Source organism: Comamonas sp. F1-6 (genome assembly GCF_039581415.1).
GTDB lineage: Bacteria > Pseudomonadota > Gammaproteobacteria > Burkholderiales > Burkholderiaceae_C > Comamonas > Comamonas thiooxydans.
This window is the reverse complement of sequence record NZ_JBCPWN010000004.1, coordinates 53,483-73,358: the sequence shown is the minus strand read 5'-3', so window position 1 is coordinate 73,358 and position 19,876 is coordinate 53,483. Positions and strand designations below refer to the sequence as shown.

The window sequence follows — 19,876 nt, the reverse complement described above, 5'->3', positions numbered from 1 at the left end:
GCCTATATGCAATCTACGTTAACAGCTATTAAAACTGAATCATCTTAGGCACAGACACGAGGCGCAGGCCATGCTGGCGGCTCAACCTCAGCGGCAGTCTGCCGTCAGACATGTCCCCAGTAGATCAGCGCATCCCGGCCTTCCACAGACAGCGATACCTGCGCGCCCACGGGCAGCAGCACCTTGGTGGGCACATGGCCGAAGGGCAGGCCTTGCAGCACGGGGCGCTTGAGCTGCATGCGCAGCCAGTCGACAACGGTCTGCAGCTTGAAGCCCTTGTCGTGGGTGGTGAGCTTGAAGTCGGTGAACTGGCCAAAAATGATGGCTTTTTGCTTTTGCAGCACGCCCGCCAGCAGCAGCTGGGTCAGCATGCGCTCGATCTTGTAGGGGTGCTCTCCCACGTCTTCGATGAACAGAATGCCGCCGTCGACCTGCGGGAAGTAAGGAGTGCCCAGCAAGGACACCAGCACCGCCAGGTTGCCGCCCCACAAGGTGGCCCCGCCGGGGACATAGAAGTCCTTGAGCTGCGGCTTGCCATTGGGCAGCTCGCCAATCCTGGGCATCTGCCAGCCCGCGCCCTCGCCCTGGCCGCTGAGCAGGTCCTCGAAGCAGTCCAGCATGATGTCGTCCACGGGCACGCCGGTCTTTTTGCTGTCCACACCGAAGTCGGCGTTGAGCGCGGGACCCGCCCAAGTGACCGAACCGGTCTGTGCCAGCATGGCCAGCTGAAAAGCCGTGAAGTCGCTGAGGCCGACAAACTTGGTGCCGCCCGCAATCGCCTTGGCCACGGTCTTGTACTTGATGCCCGGCAGAATGCGCGTGAGACCGTAGCCGCCGCGCGAAATCAGCGCCACATCGGCTCCGCTGGCCGCTGCACGGTGGATAGCAGCCAGACGGGTGGCGTCGTCACCCGCAAAGCGCTGGCTGCTGGCCAGCGCATCGGCATCGACCTCCACCTCGTGGCCCAGGGCCTCCAGCTGCTTGATGCCACGTTTGAAGGCTGCCTTGTCGCGCACCGCCCCCGAGGGCGAATAGATATAGACATGCTTGCCGCCATGGCTGTGATCATGGCCGCAGCAGCTGCCATCGGCGCTGTGCACATGGTCGTGATGATCGTGATGACCGTGCTCATGGCTGCAGTGCTCGTCATGCACATGAGCCTGGTGGACCGGCTCCTGCCCGTGCGAGTGGGCGTGGTGGGGATCTTGCTGCTGGGGCGCTGTAGTGGATCCAGGGGATTTGCGCGAGGTTGCCAAAGCCTTTTCATGCGGCCATCGGCCGCATGCTCCGTGAAAAGTGGGTGAATCCGCAGATTCAGAAGTTCATACGACTTCCGCAAAACAGGTTCAGGCCGGGCGACTGCCTCGGAAGGCAAGCCCTTGTTGCATTCTTGTTTGCGTAAGTCCTGGTTCAGATTCTTGCTCCGCCGGTCTGACCGATCGGGCTACGGCGCAAAGTATTCCACAGCCGCTGCACCACCGCCCTGCTGTGCTGCAGGAACCGGAGCGCCAGGCCGGGTTTGCCGCCAGACCCTGGCCTGTGCCGCCAACTGCGGCACGGCCTGCAGCCAGGCTGCCTGCCATTGCGCAGCAGACACGGGCTGCTGCGTGGCTGCGCGCTGCAGCCACAGCCTGCCGGCCTGCGCCCATTGCTGCAGCAGATCGGCGGGCGGCGCAGCCAGCTCGGTCTGCAGACGCGGCCAGGCCTTGAGCACGGCCCGATGGCCGGGCTGCGCAAACGGTGCATTCCAGGCGCGGTCCTCTTCGGCATTGCTGCGCCCTTCCAATTCGGCCATGGCCCTGGCCACATCCCAGCCGGGCTTGCGCGCTGCCTGCTCAAACCATTGCCGACGCGGCTCTGGCTGCGCATTCAGCGGCCAGGTATCGATCAGCCACGCGCCCTCAAAGCGCTCTGACAGGGCTTGCGCTGCAGCCAGACCCAGGCGGCCGCCATCGCCCTGCCCGACCAGGACCAACCGCCGCAGGTTGAGCGCTTCGATCAGCTCGGCGATGACCTGCAAATGCCACTGCGCGCTGTGTCGTTTGTCTTTCTTGGGCTGGTCGCTGCGCCCGAACCCTGGCAGATCGGGCACCACCACACGATGACCGGCGGCCAGCAAATCGGGCAGCAGATGCCGAAAGCCATAGCCCCAGCCCGGGCTGCCATGCAGGCACAGCCAGGTCAGTGCTGCATCCTCAGGCCCTTCATCGACCACCGCCAGACGCAGGCCCTGCAGCGCCGGCAGGTCGCTTCGCCACTGCGGCCGCCAGGGCCAGGCGGGAAGGTCGGCAAACGCCTCATCGGCATTGCGCAGCGCCCAGTCCCTGAGCGGATGCGGCTGCTGCGCCTTTTTTTCCTGGCGTCGCTGCTGGAAGAACTCGGCCATCAGCGCCGAGCATTGCGCGGCCAGCACGCCGCGCAGCACCCGCGTCTGGTGATTGATGGCGGGGTAGCCGAAGACATCGAGCACCGAACCGGCCGCACCGGTCCTGGGTTCGGCCGCGCCATAGACCACGGCATCCACACGCGCATGCAGCATGGCACCGCTGCACATGGTGCAGGGCTCCAGCGTCACATACAGCGTGCAGCCCTCAAGCCGGTAATTGCCCAGAGTCCGAGCTGCTTCGCGCAGGGCCAGCACCTCGGCATGGGCCGTGGGGTCCTGGGCAGAGAGCGGACTGTTATGACCGCGGCCTATGACCTGCCCGTCCTTGACGACCACAGCCCCCACCGGCACCTCGCCACAGCCAGCGGCGCGGCGCGCCTGCTCCAGCGCCTGGCGCATGAAGTGTTCGTGCACGGAAGCATCAAGATCCATAGCTATATGCACCTGACAGACAAAGGCTTGACGGATATTCCTTCAAGAAACACCGATACCGCTCAATGACCGCTGATCACCAGTTCCTTGCGCTCGCCGGAGTCATAGCCGTAGAGCGTGACCCGCGGGCTTTGCAACTCGCCCTGCGAATCAAAGGCAATCGTGCCCGTCACCCCTTCGTAGCGCGTCTGGCGCAAGCGGGGCAAATAGGCCTCGGCCTGGGCTGAATCGGCACTCAGCATGGCCTTGGCCAGCACCATGGTCGCGTCATAAGCGTAAGGGCTGTAAACCTGATACTGGCCGGGAAAATGCTGGTCGTATTTCTGCTTCCAGAGCAGACCGCCTGGCATATTGCCCAGGGAGCTGCCGCTCATCACGCAAACCACGTTTTTGAGCGCTGGCACCTTGTCGGCCATGGCAGGCAGGCGCTCCGAACATTGCGCATCACCGCCCAGGAATTTCACCTGATTCATGGCCAGCTGCGACATCTGACGCAGCATGAGACCGGCCTGCGCGTCGAGCCCGCCGAAGAAGATCGCATCGGGCTTGCGGCCTTTGATGGCCGTGAGAATGGACGAAAACTGCGTGGCCTTGTCGCTGGTGTACTGCTTGTCGACAATCTGCACATCGCGCTCGGCCGCAGCGGCTTCAAACAGCTTGACGATGCCCTGTCCATAGGCCGTGCGATCGTCCACGATCGCGATGCGTTTGACGCCCTGGTGCTTGACGGCATAGTCCAGCAGGGCATTGACCATGGCCCGGTCATTGGCGATGACGCGGAAGGTGTCGTCATAGCCTGCCTCGGTAATCGCGGGGTTGGTGGCTGCGGGGGTGATATTGGGAATGCCACAGTCGTTGTAGATCTTGGCAGCCGGCAAGGTCGTGCCCGACTGAAGATGCCCCACCACGGCCGCCACCTTCCTGTCGCAGAAGCGGCGTGCCAGCGCCGTGGCCTGGCCGGGGTCGCCCACATCGTCACCGGCCTCCAGCTTCCAGTGCACGGGACGGCCGCCCAGTTGCAGCTTGCGGGCGTTGAGCTCGTCAATCGCCATGCGCACGCCGTTCTCCTCATCCTTGCCCAGGGCTGCGATAGGACCGGAGACCGGTCCGCCATGGGCAATGCGCACCACCAGAGGCTTTTCCGCATCCGCCGCGTAAGCGGACGACAGGGATGCGGCGACCAGGGCCAGGCTCAGGGCAGACGAGGTGCGAACACAGCGGCTCTGGGCCGAGCGATCAGTCATGGACATGCTTTCTCCTTGATGAAGCGGAAGGCTGTGGCACGCAAGCCTACGCCAGGCCAAAGCCTCAAGCGTAGCGGCAAAGCCTGCGATACCAGCTCGATGTGCAAGCGAAGGGGCAAACCCTGGAGTCTAGGGACCAGAACTCCATTGGAGCAATTGCTAGCAAGCCCGAGCAGGCCCGACTCTTCCTGCGTTGAGCACAGACTCCGGCTGCTGGGGATATTTCGGATTTCGGCTGAAGCTGCCGACCATGCTCTTGCACCATCGCCGACTCAGCGCCTTGATTGTGCCGCGTTGACAGGGATGGTGCACGCTGCGCCGGACTTTCCTGGCTGCAGGGAAAGCCTTTTTTTGAAGGCCGGCAAGTTCACCACGGCCACAGGCACCCGCAGACCGTGCAGGCCCGGTACGGCTTTCGCGACCTCCGCGGTAACAATCAAGGATCTGTGACCTGCCTGCACGGTGTGAGCAGATCCCGCGATGGGGAGCATGGCCACGCGCAATCTATCGGGCCAGCACCTGATTCAGCGCATAAATCGATTGCGCCAGCGCGCGAATATCAGCCTGCTGATGCAGTCTTTCCAGCCAGTGCGCAGGAATGCCGCTGCGCCCCCAGAACGCCCCCGCGATCTGGCCGGCAATGGCCGCTGTGGTGTCGGCATCGTCACCCAGATTGGCCGCCTCCAGAACGACGGCTTCAAAGCTCTCAAGCCTGTCAAAACACCACAAAGCTGCTTCCAGACTGTGCACCACATAGCCCGAACTCTGGATCTGCTCGCGGCTTTTGCCGCGCCAGCTGCCTTGTGCAATCTCGGCAATGCGTGGGCTGCCAAACGGCAGCGCGGCAAGATCCAGCACCTGCGCCTTGTTGGCGCCCAGCAGGGCGCGGCTCAATGTCACGGCAAACAGACGGCAGGCATCCAGGCACTCCGCAGCGGCATGTGTGGTGCGGGAGCTCAGTGCCGCCATCTCCTGCACCTCTTGCTCGTCATGGGCATACGCCATGGCCACCGGAGCCAGCCGCATCAGCGAGCCATTGCCAGCGCTGCGCGCATCTTCACTTCCCGCCAGCGCATTGCCGGTGCGCAGGTATTGCTGTATCGCCTCGCGCGTTGCCATGCCGATATCAAAGCAGTGACCGGTGGAGCTCCAGTAACCCCACTGATACCAGTTGGCGTAGCGCGTCATCTGGTCCCCAGGGTCGCAACCTCCTTTAACGACCAGGCTCTCGGCCAGGCACAAAGCCATGGACGTGTCATCCGTCCATTGTCCGGCCCTCAGTGAAAACGGCCCGCCCCCCACCATATCGGTCAGCGGCGCAAAGCTGCCGCGCGCCCGGAACTCCAGCGTCGTGCCCACGGCATCGCCGCAGGCCAGGCCCAGCAGAGCTCCTTCAAAACGGTCCAGCGTGTTCATTGTCCGGCCCTCAGCTGCGCACGCGCGGCCATCAGCGCAAAACCCAGCAGGTTCTGTCCGCGCCATTTGCGCGGCTGCTCGGCGTCGGGATTGGCCGCGCCCATGCCGATGCCCCAGATGCGGTCGCGCGGACTGGCCTCGACCAGTACACGCTCACCAGTTCTCAGCAGAAACTCCCTCATGGCCGGGTTCTGCGAGAACTTGGCCACACTGGCGCGCACCACGATATCGAAGCACTCCGCCTTCCAGCGTGCCTCGTCAAAATTGCGCACGCTGCGCCCTATCTGCTTGGCACTGGCCGGAGACGGCGCAGCCAGCACCTGCGCGCGCGCCTCTTCATCCCCGAACAGCCGCGCCTTGGCTGCCATCATGAAATGCTCTGCCGTGGCAAAGCGGTCTCCTTCGACGGTAAATGGAGCAGAAAACCACTGGCTCAGGCAGCCTTTGCCCACCGAGCCATTCTTTTCGGGCTGATGGCCCCAGAAGCAAAGGAATTTGGGGCGGTAGCCTTGATCGAGCTGGACCACCAGATCGGGTACGGATCGAATTTCGTAATCTCGGTTCATGTCTGTTCTTCTTGATAATGGTTCAGCCACCAACGGGAAAAGCCCGCCAGCGTGGCGTGAGTGGAGTCAATGGCCTGCAGACCCGGCCCGGTATTGGGCGACCCGCCTTGCTCGCGCAGCACCAGTGCCTTGTGAATCCGCTCGCCCACGCCTTCGAAATACGGCAGAAAGTCATCGACAAATGCCAAGGGCTGCAACTGCGCCAGGGCTTGAGCCTTGGGGCTGAGGCCCGGATCAGTACGGCTGCTGGTGGCGATCACACGCGATATGGGAAAGCCCAGCTTGCGCAGATTGGTCTGCCGAGCCTCGGCGAACTGCGGCTTGATCGCCGACACACAGACCAGCTCGTAACCGGCGGCGCACAGCTGCTCGCAAGCCTGTAGCGCACCTGCAATCGCTGGAATGCCGGACCAGAACTGCGCATCAAAGCTGGCGCGGAAACGATTGAGAGCCTCGCCCTGCAAGTTGGCGACACCCCATCGCTCCATGGCCCAGTAGGCGTCAGGCTGCTTCAACACCGGACGCTCGCCAAATACCCGCTCCCAGGCTGAGGCATAGGCGAGGTTGTAGTCCAGCAGCACGCCATCGGCGTCGATAGCTATGATTTTTGAAACTTTCATGACGGCAGCTTCAGCAGATACCGGGCCGGGACGACATCGGTCAGCCACACGCCGTTGTCGGAGCGATAGAACACATGGCCCTCGCCCTGCATACGCGCGGCGTCCACCTGCAGCAAGGCCAGCTTGCCGTGACGACTGCCGACCTGAGCAGCCACTGCCTGGCTTTCGGACAAGTGGACATGATGGCGTGACTGCCGGTTCAGGCCCTCATGAAAGATCGCATCCAGAAAACGCGTGGCCGTGCCGTGGTAGAGCACTGCCGGAGGGCGCCTTGCCTCAAGACCCAGTTCGACCTTGATGGAATGGCCCTGATTGGCGCGTATGCGCTTGCCATCTGCGCTGAAGGAATAGCGCTGCTTGTTGTTGTCAGCCACCATGGTCTGCAAATCCTCCAGACTGGTGGGTCGGCCGGAGCGCGCCAGACAGGCCAGCAGTTCATCGGTCTGAGCCCAACCCGCATCGTCGAGCTTGAGGCCTATGGTCTCGGGACTGTGTCTCAGCACCAGACTGAGGAATTTGCTGCGTGCGGTGGTGTTTTGATTTTTCATTTTCTTGTTCTCTTTGTTTGAAGATGTCGACCTGGCTCATGACAGGCTCTAGCGCTGCCCAGCGCCCGACCTTGGCGTACTTTCCACGGTGCCACAGCCTGGTCGCAAACCCAGGCCCGGCTTTGTCGGCATGCGTCTGCATGCTTGGAGCGGGCTCCAGCTACAGGATATAAGTTGCATTGAACAACTTAAGCAAGTTGTACAATACAACCCATCATTCATCCCGTCAAGCCTGATTTATGAGCGTTACACAGCGTCACTCCAAGCCAGCGCCGGACTTTCCTCGCCCCTACACCACGGTGGATGTGGTGATCTTCACGATTGCGCAAGGCCGCTTGAATGTATTGCTGGTGCAACGCCCAGGTCACGACGATGATCCATTTCCCGGCCTCTGGGCCTTGCCCGGGGGGTTTGTGAATGTGGATCTCGATGCCGATCTGCAGGCCTGCGCCGCGCGCAAGCTCAAGGAGAAGACGGGTGTGGACAGCCCTTATCTGGAACAGCTTGGCAGCTGGGGCGGCGCGGCACGTGATCCGCGTGGCTGGTCGGCCACCCATGTGTACTTTGCGCTGATTCCCGCCCATGAGCTGCAACTGACCAAAGGCGCCAATGCAGCCGATGTGGCCTGGTTCGAAGTGGATGAATTGCTGCGCCGGCCTGCACTGGCGTTTGACCATGGCAGCATCTTGCAGACGGCGGTGGAGAGACTGCGAAGCAAGGTCGAATACACCTCGCTGCCCGCTTTTTTGCTGAGCGAGCCCTTCACCCTGCCCCAGTTGCAGCAAGTCTATGAAACCGTGCTGGGTCGCAGCGTGGACAAAAGCGGCTTTCGCACCCGCATGCTGGCAGCGAACTTTCTGGTCGAAGCCGGCCATGTGGAAGGCGTGTCGAACCGCCCCGCCATGGGCTACCGGCTGGCGGACCGCAGCGGGCCCGTGGTATTTCCGCGCACATTCAGCCCACGCGGCCATTGATACAGGCGATTACCCGCCGCTGTGCCGAAACCGGGGCTTGCTGAGATAATCCTGCCCCTATGTCTCTCCTGCCCCACCAGCTCGAACTCCTGTCCCCGGCGCGCGACGCCGATATCGGCATCGAAGCCGTCAATCACGGCGCGGACGCCGTCTATATCGGCGGACCGGCCTTTGGCGCGCGAGCGACTGCAGGCAATGACATCCGCGATCTGGAGCGGCTCATCAAGCACGCCCACCGCTTTGGCAGCCGCATCTTCATCACGCTCAACACCATCTTGCGCGACGATGAGCTGCAGGGCGCACGCGATATGGCCTGGCAGATCTACAACGCCGGCGCCGATGCGCTGATCATCCAGGACATGGGTCTGCTGGAACTCGATCTGCCCCCCATCCAGCTGCACGCCTCCACCCAGACCGATATCCGCACGCCCGAGAAGGGCCGCTTTCTGCAGGACGCCGGCCTGTCGCAGATCGTGCTGGCGCGCGAGCTGGATCTGAAACAGATTGCCGCCGTGCGCGCCGCGACAGACCCGAGCCGCACCACCATCGAATACTTTGTGCATGGCGCGCTGTGCGTGGCCTACTCGGGCCAGTGCTTCATCAGCCATGCCCATACCGGACGCAGCGCCAACCGTGGCGACTGCAACCAGGCCTGCCGCCTGCCTTATGAAGTAACGGACGCCAGCGGCCGCATCATCGCGCATGAAAAGCACGTGCTGTCCATGAAGGACAACAACCAGAGCGATAACCTGCGCGCCCTGATCGACGCCGGCGTGCGCAGCTTCAAGATCGAGGGCCGCTACAAGGACATGGGCTATGTGAAGAACATCACGGCCCATTACCGCAAGCTGCTCGACGAAATCATCGAGGAGCGCGAGTTCTCCGATCAGCCGCTGGCGCGCTCGTCGTCAGGCCGCACCACTTTCTCGTTCGAACCCGATCCGGACCAGAATTTCAACCGCGAGTTCACAGACTACTTCGTCAATGGCCGCAAGGATGACATCGGCGCCTTCGACACGCCCAAGACACCGGGTCGTGCCATCGGCTGGGTGACACAGGTCGGCGACAAATGGTTCGAGATCGAAACCAGCGACAAGACCGCCGAGCTGCACAACGGCGACGGTCTGTGCTACTACGATCTGCAAAAGGAACTGGTGGGCGTGCACATCAACCGTGCTGAATGCGTGAGTGCCAAAAAAGGCATCTGGCGCGTCTTCCCCAAAAACGAGATCGCCGAATTCAAGGATCTGCGCAAGGGCCTGGAAATCAACCGCAACCGCGATATGGACTGGGTACGCACGCTGGAGAAGAAGTCCAGCGAGCGCCGTATCGGTCTATGGGCCGAGTTCAAGGAAGCTGCTGCCGGCTTTGCGCTGACGCTGACCGACGAGGACGGGTTTGTCGGGGCTGCCGCCATCGCGCATGAGCACCAGAGCGCCACCGACCCAGCCAAGGCAGAAGCCACGCTGCGCGAGCAACTGGGACGCTTTGGCGCGACGGTTTTCGAGGTGAACGATATTTCACTGAGCCTGAGTCAGCCCTGGTTTGTACCCGCCTCCGTGCTCAACCAGCTGCGTCGCGATGCCGTTGCCGCATTGGAACAGGCCCGCGCCGACGGCTTTGTGCGTCTGCCCCGCGCCAAGCCCGTGGAGCCGCCCGTGCCTTTTCCTGAAGACACGCTGACCTATCTGGCCAATGTCTACAACCAGAAGGCCCATGACTTCTATGTGAAGCATGGTGTGAAGATCATCGACGCCGCCTACGAGAGCAAGGAAGAGGAAGGCGAAGTCTCGCTGATGATCACCAAGCACTGCGTGCGCTTCTCGATGAGCCTGTGTCCCAAACAGGCCAAGGGCGTGATCGGCGTCAAGGGCACCATCAAGGCAGAGCCGCTGCAGCTGATCAACGGCAAGGAAAAGCTCACGCTGCGCTTTGACTGCAAGCCCTGCGAGATGCATGTGGTTGGCAAGATGAAGAAGTCGGTGCTCAACCAGCATGCCAAGGAAATGAAAGAGTCTCCCATGCAGTTCTACCGTACACGCCCCACGCCTCAGCAACTTTCCTGAGCACGTTTGAGCCCACAAAAAAGCCCGCTACCGGCAACGGTTGGCGGGCTTTTTTACAGCCTCAGAACCACTGGTAAAAACCCTCGGTTCAATCCCTTTGCTCAAATCGTCTATTTTTTAGGCAATCCGTGCAAATCACCATCTGGCGCGGGTTTCAAGGCTTGAAAGCATAGTTTTCCACAAGAGCGTCCACATGATGCGGGGATAAAACTGAGGCATCCACCACACATAACTGTATACATGAACAGTTGCATGTATCAGGCTTGTCCAACAGCCGATATCTTGCCAAAAGACAGCTTTGTACAAGCCTCTTGCAGCAACTTTGCCACTGCCGGCACCAGGGTGCTGAAGTTGGCAAACCCATGCAACATGCCTTTCGCACGAAGGCTGGAAACGGGTACGCCAGCCTGCTGCAGGCGCAGGCCAAAGGCCTCTCCTTCGTCGCGCAATATGTCCAGCTCCGCCGTCACCAGCACCGCTGCCGGCAAACCAACGAGATCGGGGTACTGCATGATGGAGGCCAGTGGATGTGCAGGCCTGGCAGGGTGATAGTGATGCCACATCGCGGCCATGGCTTCGGTGGTGAGAAACGGCATCTGCCCATAAAGCGCATGCGATGGCGCATCCATATGCGCATCGCAGACCGGATAGAACAGCAGTTGCTGGGATATGCCTCTCCAGCCGTCTTCTTTTGCGCGCAGGCAGGTGGCGACGGCCAGATTGCCCCCCGCGCTGTCGCCCGCCACCATCAGCCGCCGCGCATCGCACTGCAGCTCGGCCGCATGCAGTGCCACCCAGCGCGTGGCGGCATAGGCGTCGTCCAGCGCGGCAGGAAAGACATGCTCGGGAGCCAGCCGGTAATCGACCGACACAATATTCATGCCGGTTATACGCGCCAGGTGGCGGCACAGATTGTCATGCGTTTCCAGCGTGCCTATGCACCAGCCACCGCCGTGAAAATAGACCATGACCGGCGCTGCCTGCGCGGTGCCGGGACGGTACAGGCGCAGCTTGAGCGGCTGGCCATCGCCACCGGGAATGTCGATCTCGCGCACCTCATGCATGGGCAGGTCGGCAGGCGGAAAGGCCATGTGGTCCATGAGCTTGCGGATTTCGGGCACCGGAGTGGCCACAAAATCCATGGGCGGAGCATCCTTGAACTGCTCCAGCACAGCAGCCATTTCTGGGTGTATCTGCATTGGGACTCCTTGAAGTTGATGGAGCGCGCCCGACCAGGACAGGCCAGGACGGGCGCAAGACGGCACTCAGGCCACAAGCTCTTCGGTCTGGTGGTGGATATAGTCCTGCCATACCGGCGCACTCATCTCCTGCCGGAAGCGCGACTGCGACCAGGGCCATGTATTGGGCACACCGTTTCTGTCCAGGTACCAGCTGTTGCAGCCCGAGCCGAAGACCGAGCCCTTGGCGGCCTGCAAGCGCTCCTGGTCGTACTGAGCCAGGGCTTCGGGCCTGGCCGAAAGCCCTGCCACACCGGCTTGCTGACAACGCTCTATCAGCTGCGAGATATAGCCCCACTGCATTTCCGAGGTATCGATCAGCGAGAAGTTGCCCACGGGAGAGGTCGGCCCGTTCATGAAGTAAAAGTTGGGAAAGCCCGGCACCGAGATGGACTTGTATGCCGTGGGCACATCGCTCCAGGCCTGCTCCAGCGTGGCTCCGTTCAGGCCCGTCACATTCATGGGGCGCACATAGCGGTCGGCCTTGAATCCCGTGGCCAGGACGATGATGTCCACCTCATGCAGCACGCCGTCGCTGGTACGCACTCCCTTTTTCTCGACCTTGGCAATAGCTTCGGTGATCAACTCGGAATCGGGGTGCTGGATCGCCTTGTAATAGTCGGGCGAATAAATCAGGCGCTTGCAACCAGCCCGGTAATGAGGCTGCAGTTTTTCACGCAAGGTTGCGTCTGCAACAGAGCCATCCAGGTTGTCCTGGCAGATTTTCTGAATTTCCTGAATCTGCTCCGAATTCGGATCCAGCACACCCTCGGTAAAGCGCTCCACGTTGGCTACATAAGTGGGTTCGCGCTGCAGATAAACCAGCAGATCGCGGTTGCTGCGGAATTCGGCACGCTGCTCTTCGCTGAAAGCTGGATTCTCGACCGGAAAAATCCATTGGGCCGTGCGCTGAAAATGTCGCACCCTGGCACGCGACGCCAGTGCCGAGACAATTTGCACGCCCGTTGATCCCGTGCCGATGACGGCGATCCTCTTGCCGTCCAGCGGTACAGAATGATCCCAGCGCGCACTGTGAATCGTGTCCCCCTCGAACTCCTCCAGGCCCTTGATCTGCGGATAGTTGGGGTGGTGCAGCACACCTGTGGCGGCAACCACCACCTTGCCCTGGTATTGCTTGCCATGCTGATCCTGCAGCGTCCATGCATCGCACGTCCATTCGGCACGCGTGATTTCGGTGCCGAACTGCGAAAAATCGGCAATACCGTGCTTCTGGAACACGCCTTCGAAATACTGCTGAATCTCGGCTCCGGGCGGAAGTACCCGAGACCATTCGGGGTTGGGCTCGAAAGAATAGGTATAGGCGTGCGATGGCACATCGCAAGTCAGGCCTGGATAAGTATTATCCCGCCAGGTCCCCCCCAATGTCCCGGCCTTTTCCAGAATAATGAATTTCTTCCCGCTATTCTTCAGATGAATACCAGCCAAAATTCCGGACATTCCGCAACCAATCACTATGACGTCATATTTCATTGGAATTCCTTAAATATTAATTACTTTTGCTGCAGAGAATCCACCATCCACCGGAAGATTGACCCCGGTAATAAATGAAGAAATATCGGAAAGCAAAAATGCCACGGCATTACCTACCTCTTGCGGCCTGCCCGCACGCTTGAGCAAATGCATGGCCTCGAAAGCCTGGCCTACAGGCAGTTCATCAAGCATGGTGGTCATGGGTGTATGGATATAGCCGGGGCTGATGCTGTTGACCCGCACGCCGTAAGGACCGAGATCCGATGCCAGACTGCGCACCATCTGGATCACAGCTCCCTTGGAGGTGCAATAGGCCAGATTGGTCGGGTTGCCCAGCATGCCGTTGATGCTGGCGATGGTGACGATGGAGCCCTGACCCCGCCGTTTCATGTGGCTGGCCACGGCACGAGCACTGAGCATGGTCCCCGTCAAATTGACCTGCAGTACCTGCTCCCACTCATGCAAGGGCATGCTCTCCAGATCACCCACGCGGGAAATGCCAGCCGAAGTCACCAGCCCATCAATCTGCCCATAGCGGTCCAGCATGTAAGCAGCCAACTCATTGGTCAGCTTCTCGCTGCTCACGTCGAGCTTGCGAAATTCGCAGCCCTGCGGCAAATCCTGGCTTTGCTGAAGATCGGCACACACCACCTTGGCTCCGCTGGCTGCCAGGGCCTGGGCGCTGGCCAGGCCTATGCCCGAGGCACCACCTGTAACCAGAACCACTTTCCCTTCCAAACCACTGATGAATGGATTCATTTTCAAACCTCAATACTGGCTGACCGCCACCAATTGGCGATGAGGATTGAGATTCTTTGTTCTTTTCAAATTCAAATCACTCTGATTTTTCCTCTTTACAAAATAAGTTTGTGTTTACAGTCCCTAGTGGAAACCATTAATTCATTTGGACGTACTGTGCCCGGATTTTTTATATGTCAAGCAGGTCTTTCCATTTAATAAATCAATAAAGACTGTAAACACCTTCAATAACTGTCAAGCGGGAATTCGTGAGAAATATAGATAAGCCGTAAATGCTTTAATTCATTCGTATTTAGCCAATGAGGAAATCATGAAAGTTGCAGTCATCACCGGTGCAGCCAGCGGAATTGGTGCAGGCCTTGCCAAAAAGGCAGTCACTCTTGGAATGAAGGTCGTGGTTGCAGACCGCGACCAGGCGGGTCTTGAGAAAGTCGCGCTGGAACTGGGAGATCAGGCATTGGCCGTGGCCACCGATGTCACCAGCCAGGCGTCGCTGGATACACTGGCCGACAAGGCCTATGCAGCTTTCGGTCAGGTCGATCTGCTGTTCAACAACGCAGGCGTTCTCAGCACCGGCAATAGCTGGGAGATCAGCGATGCCAAGTGGCAGCAGTCCTGGCAAGTCAACGTCAACGGCATTGTCAATGGCCTGCGCGCTTTTGTGCCGCGTCTGCTCAAGGCCAACCGGCCTGCCCGCATCATCAACACAGCATCGGTAGGCGGCTTTCTGCCCAGCGCCATGATGGCCCCCTACTCCGCCACCAAGTTCGCAGTGGTCGCGCTGACCGAAGGTCTGGCTGGCGAACTCGCGGCCATTGATCCGCAAATCAAGGTCTCGCTGCTGGCACCAGGCCCCGTCAGGACAGCCATCTTCCGAGAAGCACCTGACGCGGCGTCGGCAAAATTTCACGGCATGATGACCCATTTGCTCGACGAAAACGGCATGGACACCGAGGAGTTCGCCAACCGCGTCTTTGCAGCCATTGACCGTGGTGAATACTGGATCGTGCCTCAGCCGGAAATGCTGGACCCGCTGCTCAAGGCCCGCAACAAGCTCATCGAGACGCGCACCGACCCGGTGCTGTCCTGGACGCAGGAGATCGCAGAGTGAAACCAGGGCCTGCTTTTGCAGGCCCTGGCAGCATTTGCGGACACGCCCGGATATCAGGTGCCCCAAAGCTCTCTGGCCACCTGCTCGAACTGGCGTCGCATCACGTTTTTCTGCACCTTGCCCGTCGCCGTGGACGGGAAGGCCTCCACAAAATGGACCAGTTTTGGCACTTCAAAGCCGCTGAGATGATTGCGACAATGGGCCAGTATCGACTCCGAATCCACTTGAGCCCCCGGCTTGCGCATGACAAAGGCACAGACCGCCTCGCTCCAGTGAGGATGCGGCAGACCGAACACGGCGGCGGCAGCCACTTCCGGATGCGCCAGCACCACGGCTTCAACCTTCACACTGGCCACGTTCTCGCCGCCGGTCTTGATCATGTCCTTCTTGCGATCTATGAACTCCATGCGCCCCTGCGCGTCCCACATGCCCAGGTCGCCGGTATGGTGCCAGCCAAACTTCTGTGCCTCTGCCGTCGCCTTTGGGTCCTTGAAATAACCCAGCATGACATTGGGGCCGCGATGCACGATCTCGCCGACCTGGCCCGCTCCCAGCAGATTGCCATCGTCGTCCATAACGGCGGTCTCACACGTGCTCAGAGAGCGCCCCCAGAAATTGGCATCGCATTCGGCATTGAGCAAGGGGTAGAAAGTCATGGTGGCCGGATATATCTCGGTCTGCCCCGTGGCTAGAGAGATATTGCGGCACATGCGCTGCGCAATCTGGGCGATCAAGGGTTTGGGAATGGGTGCCATGGCATAGATGCACTGCCGGATGGTAGTGGGCGCAAAACCCGGATCGGCCAGCACCGCTGCATACATCAGGGGCAGCCCGACAAAGATCGTCACACCCTCTTTCATCACCAGTTGCCCCACCTCCGCCGGCACAAACTGCCGCGTGAGCACGGTGCAAGCACCTGCCGCCAGCGCAGTCTGCACCAGCGCATGCTGGGCGCAATGAAACAGAGGCAACCAGCCGCTGAGCACATCGGCCTCGCCATATTTCATCTCGTCGATATTGCCCTTGACCGCCGCGTATACCGACAGATGGGAATGCACCACGCCCTTGGGATTGCCCGTGGTGCCGCTGGTGTACATGAGCAAGGCCGCCTGGTTGTCGTCAATATCAACCTCGGGCAAAGCATCGGACTGGCCTGCCTCGGACTGTGCCAACGATATGCCCAGCAGTCCTGGCTGTACTTGCTGCGTTTGCGGGCGCGTGATGATGAGCGGCACCTGCAATTGCTGCAGAATTTCGGCCAGCCCGGGCAGGGCCAGCAACTCCTGATCGACCACCACTGCCGACACCTCTGCATGCCGCAGGATGTAGTCAATGCTCGATACCTCCAGCTTGATATTGACGGGCACCCACACCTGCCCCGCCTTGTGAATGGCATTGCAGGCCACCACCATGTCTATGGAATTGGCGCACAGCATGCCGATCTGCTTGCCCGTCCCCTGCGTCGAGAGCAAATAATGCGCGAAGCGCGAACTTCGCGCATCCAGCTCGGCATAGCTGATGCGCTCAGCACCATCGACCAGCGCCGTGCGGCTGCCAGACTTGCGCGCACTGCGGTGGAGCAGGTCGCCCAGCGCAATGCGCCGGATGCGCCGTGCCTCCTTCGTCAGACTCATCTCGATCATGGTTTGTCTCCTTGATAGTGTGCAACCCGGAACCCATAACCCACGCTTTTTCTTGTTGTGTCTCTAATTCTGCTGCGGCATGGCCATCGCGGCGGCAGCAACCATGGGCGAAAGCTGGCCCTGCGCCCCGCCGTCACAGGCAATGACCGTGCCGGAGATATAGCTGGCCGCATCGCTGCCCAGAAACATGGCCAGTCGGGCAATATCCGCGATCGTGCCCATGCGTCCCAGCGGCACCATGCTGCGTACCAGAGCGTCTCCTTCAGCTCCCTGCGGGGCCAGCCGACGCATGCCTTCCGTGCCCTCGATGGGGCCGGGGGAAATGGCGTTCACACGAATGCCCCTGCCACCCCACTCCAGTGCCAGTACCCGCGCCAGATGGTCCACTCCTGCCTTGGCTGCACAGACATGGGCCTGGTACATCATGGGCACGGTGGACTGCGGCGCGGTGATGAAGATCAGGCTCGCCCCCGGCTGCCGCAAGTGCGCCAGAGCCTGACGCGCGACATGAAAGCTGCCCAGCAGATCGATGTCCACCACCACCCTGAAAGCGTTGGACGACATCTGCTCCGCAGGTGCGAGGAAGTTGCCTGCCGCACCAGACACCAGCACGTCGCGCGGCCCGTGGCAAGCCACGGCCTGCGCCAGCGCCGCTGCCACCGCCGGTTCATCGCGCACATCGGCTACCACGCCAAAGGCCTGCGCCCCCAGCGTCGCCAGGGCCGCGTCCACATTGGCCTGCTTGCGGCTGACGACCGAGACCCGGGCTCCTGCCATCGCGTAGTGCTGGGCAATGCCCAGGTTGATGCCTGTGGTGCCGCCAAACACCACCACATGGCGGCCCGAAAAATCGAATTGCACATTCATGAACAGCACTCCTCTGCTCGCAACAAGGCTTTCTGGATCTTTCCTGCCGGGGTCAACGGCAACTCGGTGCGAAACACCAGCTGGCGCGGCAGCTTGTAGTCAGCGAGCTGCTGGCGGCAATGCGTGAGCAGTTCCTCCTCGCTCACGCTGGCACCGGGTTTGATCACAATGTAGTAGCGCCCCACCTCGCCCAGCACGGGGTCCGGCACGCCTATGCCGGCGACCATCAGCACGCCCGCATGACCGGCAATCACGCCCTCCACCTCGCTGGGATAGACGTTGAAGCCGCCCTGTATGAACATGTCTTTTTGCCGCCCCTTGAGATGGATCAGGCCCTGCTCATCCACAAACCCCAGATCACCCGAATGAAGCCAGCCGCCGGCAAACACCTCTTCGTCCTGCTGCTGCCCCACATAGGCCGGAATCACCCCTGCACCACGAAACCACAGCTCCCCCACCTCACCACTGCGCAGCTCCTCTCCATCAGCCCCGGCCACGCGCAGTTGTACCCCTTGCAGCGGCTTGCCTATGCTGTGCAGCAGGGCTTGCTGATCCGCTTGCCAGGGTGTCATCGCGATGGCCCCGGAAGTCTCTGACAGGCCGTAGAGATTCATGATGTTCACGCCCGGAAACTGCCGCTGCAGCCGCTGCAGCAACACCGGCTCCACATTCGATCCGCCCACCACAATCAGGCGCAGCCGGCTCATATCAACCTCTACCAGAAGCGGATGCATGAGCAGCAGCGTCAGCATGGTGGGCACGCCCACCAGCCAGGTCGGCGGATGCTTTTGCGCCATCCTCAACACGGATTCGGGGCTGAACATGGGCACCAGCTCGCAGCAACCGCCCGCCAGCAACATGGTCAGCACGCCGCAGGTAATGCCGCCCACATGGTTGAGCGGCATGGCCAGTTGCACCATGTCGTCCGCCGCAGCCTTCACATGCGCATGCTGCGCCAGCGCTGAGCCCAATTGAGAGCGATGCGTCAGCCCCGCTGCCTTGGGCCTGCCCGTGGTGCCGGATGTGTAAATGATCATCAGCAGGTCATCCGGTGCAGGACCGTCGCCTTCATGCAAGGCTTTCGCGCCGGACTGCAGCGCTTGCTCGAGTACTTCATCCACCCACAGCAGATGCTCCAGCGTCGCAAAACGCCGACGGGCCTGCGCAAGATAGTTCTGGTAGTCGAAGCTGGCAAACTCGCGCGGCGCAAGCACGGCCTTGACCTGGCTGTCCTGCAGCATGAAGTCCAGCTCGGCATCGCGGTATCGGACGCTGAGGCCCACCACGACCAGCCCCGTCTTCGCCGCCGCAAGATAGCTCAGCACCCAGGGCTGACCGTTGGGCAGGATGATGCCGATGCGTTCACCGGGTCGCAGGCCCAGCGAGGACAGATGGGCGGCCCAGGCGCTGGCCATGACATCCACCTGCTGCCAGCTGTAGCCGCGCCCCTGGTCGATATAGGCATTCCTGTGGGGATGGTCGGCCACGGTCTGCGCCAGTGCCTGCGCCACGGTCCGAGGAAGAGTACAAGCGTTCATCTGTAACTTCTCCCTGATTCAGGCCGCCAGGTGCAGCATCTGCCTGGCCTCCCTGGGAGTGGCGACTTCACGGCCCACATCACGCGCATAGCGAGCCAGCTGCTCGATCAGCGGAGCGTTGGATGTGACCTTGCTGCCGTCGGGCAGATAGAAGGTGTCTTCCAGTCCGCTGCGCAGATGTCCGCCGAGCTCGGCTGTGCGCAAATGGGTGGGCCAGATCTCGCTGCGCCCGATCAGCGTGGTCTGCCAGGGCGCGTCCTTGATCTTGAGCCTGAGCAGTATGGGCAGCAGATCGGGGTCTGCCGGCATACCGGACTCCACCCCCATCACGAAGTTGTATTCGGGCAGGCCTCGGTACATGCCGGTTTCCACATACATGCCCACGCAGCGCACGATGCCCACGTCAAAGCACTCGAACTCGGGCAATGTGCCGGTCTCTGCCATCACATCGAGAAAGTCCTGCACCTTGGCGGGCTGATTGTCGAACAGCATGGGTGGCCAGGCCCAGCTTCCATTGCTGCGGGTCTTGAGATAGTTGAGCGAGCCCGCATTGCAGGCCGCCATCTCGGGTCGCGTGGCACGCAGGCAGTCCAGCGGTCCCTGGTAGTCGGGGCCGACCACGCCGGTGGTCTGATTGATGATGAGCTCGGGGCAGGCTGCACGCATGGCATCCACGCAGGCCCTGGCCACTGCCGGATCCCAGCTGGGCAGATGACCCTTGCCCTCCTCCTGGCGCCTGAAGTGGACATGAACCACCGATGCGCCTGCGTCATAGGCTCGGCGCGCCTCCTGCGCCAGTTGCTCTGGCGTCACGGGCACATGATGCTGATTCGGATCGGTCAGTACCCCGGTAATGGAACAGGTAATAATGGCTTTGTCGGACATATCGCTCCTTGGATAGAAGCTGATAACGCTTCATTCACAAGCGTTTCAGGCTGATTTCGCTCAAATTTCCCGGTAACGGCTGAGGCCGCTGC

At 61.1% G+C, this 19,876-nt stretch carries 17 protein-coding genes; 3 read left to right on the top strand and 14 right to left on the bottom strand.

Annotation, left to right across the window (positions count from 1 at the left end; translation table 11 throughout):
* Positions 1-104: 104 nt before the first annotated feature.
* The 7 genes from AAIL66_RS05650 to AAIL66_RS05620 form a co-directional block, all read right to left on the bottom strand.
* Positions 105-1,154, bottom strand: coding sequence for an LD-carboxypeptidase (locus AAIL66_RS05650; RefSeq protein WP_343496290.1), 1,050 nt, complete (start codon positions 1,152-1,154; stop codon positions 105-107).
* Positions 1,155-1,444: 290 nt separating this feature from the next.
* Positions 1,445-2,818 carry a tRNA adenosine(34) deaminase TadA gene (gene tadA / locus AAIL66_RS05645; protein WP_343496213.1) on the bottom strand — a complete coding sequence of 458 codons (1,374 nt, stop codon included), beginning with the start codon at positions 2,816-2,818 and terminating at the stop codon, positions 1,445-1,447.
* 62 nt (positions 2,819-2,880) lie between these two features.
* Positions 2,881-4,068, bottom strand: coding sequence for a branched-chain amino acid ABC transporter substrate-binding protein (locus AAIL66_RS05640; protein WP_034351726.1), 1,188 nt, complete (start codon positions 4,066-4,068; stop codon positions 2,881-2,883).
* A 498-nt stretch (positions 4,069-4,566) separates the two neighbouring features.
* Entirely contained in the window at positions 4,567-5,478 is a 912-nt protein-coding gene (locus AAIL66_RS05635; protein ID WP_034351724.1) for an ADP-ribosylglycohydrolase family protein, read from the bottom strand.
* Complete coding sequence (locus AAIL66_RS05630) at positions 5,475-6,044, bottom strand: NADAR family protein (RefSeq protein ID WP_343496212.1); 570 nt, start codon at positions 6,042-6,044, stop codon at positions 5,475-5,477. The genes AAIL66_RS05635 and AAIL66_RS05630 overlap by 4 nt, the downstream gene beginning before the upstream one ends.
* Positions 6,041-6,664 (bottom strand): phosphate acetyltransferase, encoded by a 624-nt coding sequence (locus AAIL66_RS05625; protein WP_034393041.1) that lies wholly within the window; start codon positions 6,662-6,664, stop codon positions 6,041-6,043. The genes AAIL66_RS05630 and AAIL66_RS05625 overlap by 4 nt, the downstream gene beginning before the upstream one ends.
* The gene (locus AAIL66_RS05620; protein ID WP_034383754.1) at positions 6,661-7,212 is read right to left on the bottom strand and encodes an RNA 2'-phosphotransferase; all 552 of its coding nucleotides are present in this window, start codon (positions 7,210-7,212) and stop codon (positions 6,661-6,663) included. Before AAIL66_RS05620 ends, AAIL66_RS05625 begins: the two co-directional genes overlap by 4 nt.
* 239 nt (positions 7,213-7,451) lie before the next feature.
* Between AAIL66_RS05620 and AAIL66_RS05615 the strand changes: the two genes are divergently transcribed.
* Together AAIL66_RS05615 and AAIL66_RS05610 are read left to right on the top strand one after the other, a co-directional pair.
* Positions 7,452-8,186, top strand: a complete 735-nt coding sequence (locus AAIL66_RS05615) for an NUDIX domain-containing protein (protein ID WP_034351716.1) — start codon at positions 7,452-7,454, stop codon at positions 8,184-8,186.
* Positions 8,187-8,245: 59 nt separating this feature from the next.
* Positions 8,246-10,252 carry a U32 family peptidase gene (locus tag AAIL66_RS05610; RefSeq protein WP_063660828.1) on the top strand — a complete coding sequence of 669 codons (2,007 nt, stop codon included), beginning with the start codon at positions 8,246-8,248 and terminating at the stop codon, positions 10,250-10,252.
* Between the two features lie 257 nt (positions 10,253-10,509).
* Here AAIL66_RS05610 and AAIL66_RS05605 read toward each other — a convergent pair whose 3' ends face one another.
* The 3 genes from AAIL66_RS05605 to AAIL66_RS05595 form a co-directional block, all read right to left on the bottom strand.
* Positions 10,510-11,451: an alpha/beta hydrolase gene (locus tag AAIL66_RS05605; RefSeq protein ID WP_343496211.1), complete on the bottom strand. Its 942-nt coding sequence runs from the start codon at positions 11,449-11,451 to the stop codon at positions 10,510-10,512.
* A gap of 66 nt (positions 11,452-11,517) precedes the next feature.
* Positions 11,518-12,981, bottom strand: a complete 1,464-nt coding sequence (locus tag AAIL66_RS05600; RefSeq protein WP_343496210.1) for an NAD(P)/FAD-dependent oxidoreductase — start codon at positions 12,979-12,981, stop codon at positions 11,518-11,520.
* 9 nt (positions 12,982-12,990) lie between these two features.
* On the bottom strand, positions 12,991-13,707 hold the full coding sequence (locus AAIL66_RS05595; protein ID WP_343496209.1) for an SDR family oxidoreductase: 717 nt from the start codon (positions 13,705-13,707) through the stop codon (positions 12,991-12,993).
* Positions 13,708-14,050: 343 nt separating this feature from the next.
* Here AAIL66_RS05595 and AAIL66_RS05590 point away from each other — a divergent pair, with 343 nt between their 5' ends.
* Entirely contained in the window at positions 14,051-14,851 is an 801-nt protein-coding gene (locus tag AAIL66_RS05590) for an SDR family NAD(P)-dependent oxidoreductase (protein WP_343496208.1), read from the top strand.
* 53 nt (positions 14,852-14,904) lie between these two features.
* Here AAIL66_RS05590 and AAIL66_RS05585 read toward each other — a convergent pair whose 3' ends face one another.
* From AAIL66_RS05585 to AAIL66_RS05570, 4 genes are all read right to left on the bottom strand, one after another.
* Positions 14,905-16,494 (bottom strand): AMP-binding protein, encoded by a 1,590-nt coding sequence (locus tag AAIL66_RS05585; RefSeq protein ID WP_343496207.1) that lies wholly within the window; start codon positions 16,492-16,494, stop codon positions 14,905-14,907.
* Positions 16,495-16,557: 63 nt separating this feature from the next.
* Positions 16,558-17,361 (bottom strand): SDR family oxidoreductase, encoded by an 804-nt coding sequence (locus tag AAIL66_RS05580; RefSeq protein ID WP_343496206.1) that lies wholly within the window; start codon positions 17,359-17,361, stop codon positions 16,558-16,560.
* The gene (locus tag AAIL66_RS05575) at positions 17,358-18,899 is read right to left on the bottom strand and encodes an AMP-binding protein (RefSeq protein WP_343496205.1); all 1,542 of its coding nucleotides are present in this window, start codon (positions 18,897-18,899) and stop codon (positions 17,358-17,360) included. Before AAIL66_RS05575 ends, AAIL66_RS05580 begins: the two co-directional genes overlap by 4 nt.
* A gap of 18 nt (positions 18,900-18,917) precedes the next feature.
* Positions 18,918-19,784, bottom strand: coding sequence for a 3-keto-5-aminohexanoate cleavage protein (locus AAIL66_RS05570; protein ID WP_003069778.1), 867 nt, complete (start codon positions 19,782-19,784; stop codon positions 18,918-18,920).
* Positions 19,785-19,876 lie beyond the last annotated feature (92 nt).

What these genes read in the sequence shown, in the direction of transcription:
- tadA (WP_343496213.1), bottom strand. Translation starts at nt 2,818, where the DNA reads ATGGATCTTGATGCTTCCGTGCACGAACACTTCATGCGCCAGGCGCTG.
- AAIL66_RS05640 (WP_034351726.1), bottom strand. Translation starts at nt 4,068, where the DNA reads ATGTCCATGACTGATCGCTCGGCCCAGAGCCGCTGTGTTCGCACCTCG.
- AAIL66_RS05635 (WP_034351724.1), bottom strand. Translation starts at nt 5,478, where the DNA reads ATGAACACGCTGGACCGTTTTGAAGGAGCTCTGCTGGGCCTGGCCTGC.
- AAIL66_RS05630 (WP_343496212.1), bottom strand. Translation starts at nt 6,044, where the DNA reads ATGAACCGAGATTACGAAATTCGATCCGTACCCGATCTGGTGGTCCAG.
- AAIL66_RS05625 (WP_034393041.1), bottom strand. Translation starts at nt 6,664, where the DNA reads ATGAAAGTTTCAAAAATCATAGCTATCGACGCCGATGGCGTGCTGCTG.
- AAIL66_RS05620 (WP_034383754.1), bottom strand. Translation starts at nt 7,212, where the DNA reads ATGAAAAATCAAAACACCACCGCACGCAGCAAATTCCTCAGTCTGGTG.
- AAIL66_RS05615 (WP_034351716.1), top strand. Translation starts at nt 7,452, where the DNA reads ATGAGCGTTACACAGCGTCACTCCAAGCCAGCGCCGGACTTTCCTCGC.
- AAIL66_RS05610 (WP_063660828.1), top strand. Translation starts at nt 8,246, where the DNA reads ATGTCTCTCCTGCCCCACCAGCTCGAACTCCTGTCCCCGGCGCGCGAC.
- AAIL66_RS05605 (WP_343496211.1), bottom strand. Translation starts at nt 11,451, where the DNA reads ATGCAGATACACCCAGAAATGGCTGCTGTGCTGGAGCAGTTCAAGGAT.
- AAIL66_RS05600 (WP_343496210.1), bottom strand. Translation starts at nt 12,981, where the DNA reads ATGAAATATGACGTCATAGTGATTGGTTGCGGAATGTCCGGAATTTTG.
- AAIL66_RS05590 (WP_343496208.1), top strand. Translation starts at nt 14,051, where the DNA reads ATGAAAGTTGCAGTCATCACCGGTGCAGCCAGCGGAATTGGTGCAGGC.
- AAIL66_RS05585 (WP_343496207.1), bottom strand. Translation starts at nt 16,494, where the DNA reads ATGATCGAGATGAGTCTGACGAAGGAGGCACGGCGCATCCGGCGCATT.
- AAIL66_RS05580 (WP_343496206.1), bottom strand. Translation starts at nt 17,361, where the DNA reads ATGAATGTGCAATTCGATTTTTCGGGCCGCCATGTGGTGGTGTTTGGC.
- AAIL66_RS05575 (WP_343496205.1), bottom strand. Translation starts at nt 18,899, where the DNA reads ATGAACGCTTGTACTCTTCCTCGGACCGTGGCGCAGGCACTGGCGCAG.
- AAIL66_RS05570 (WP_003069778.1), bottom strand. Translation starts at nt 19,784, where the DNA reads ATGTCCGACAAAGCCATTATTACCTGTTCCATTACCGGGGTACTGACC.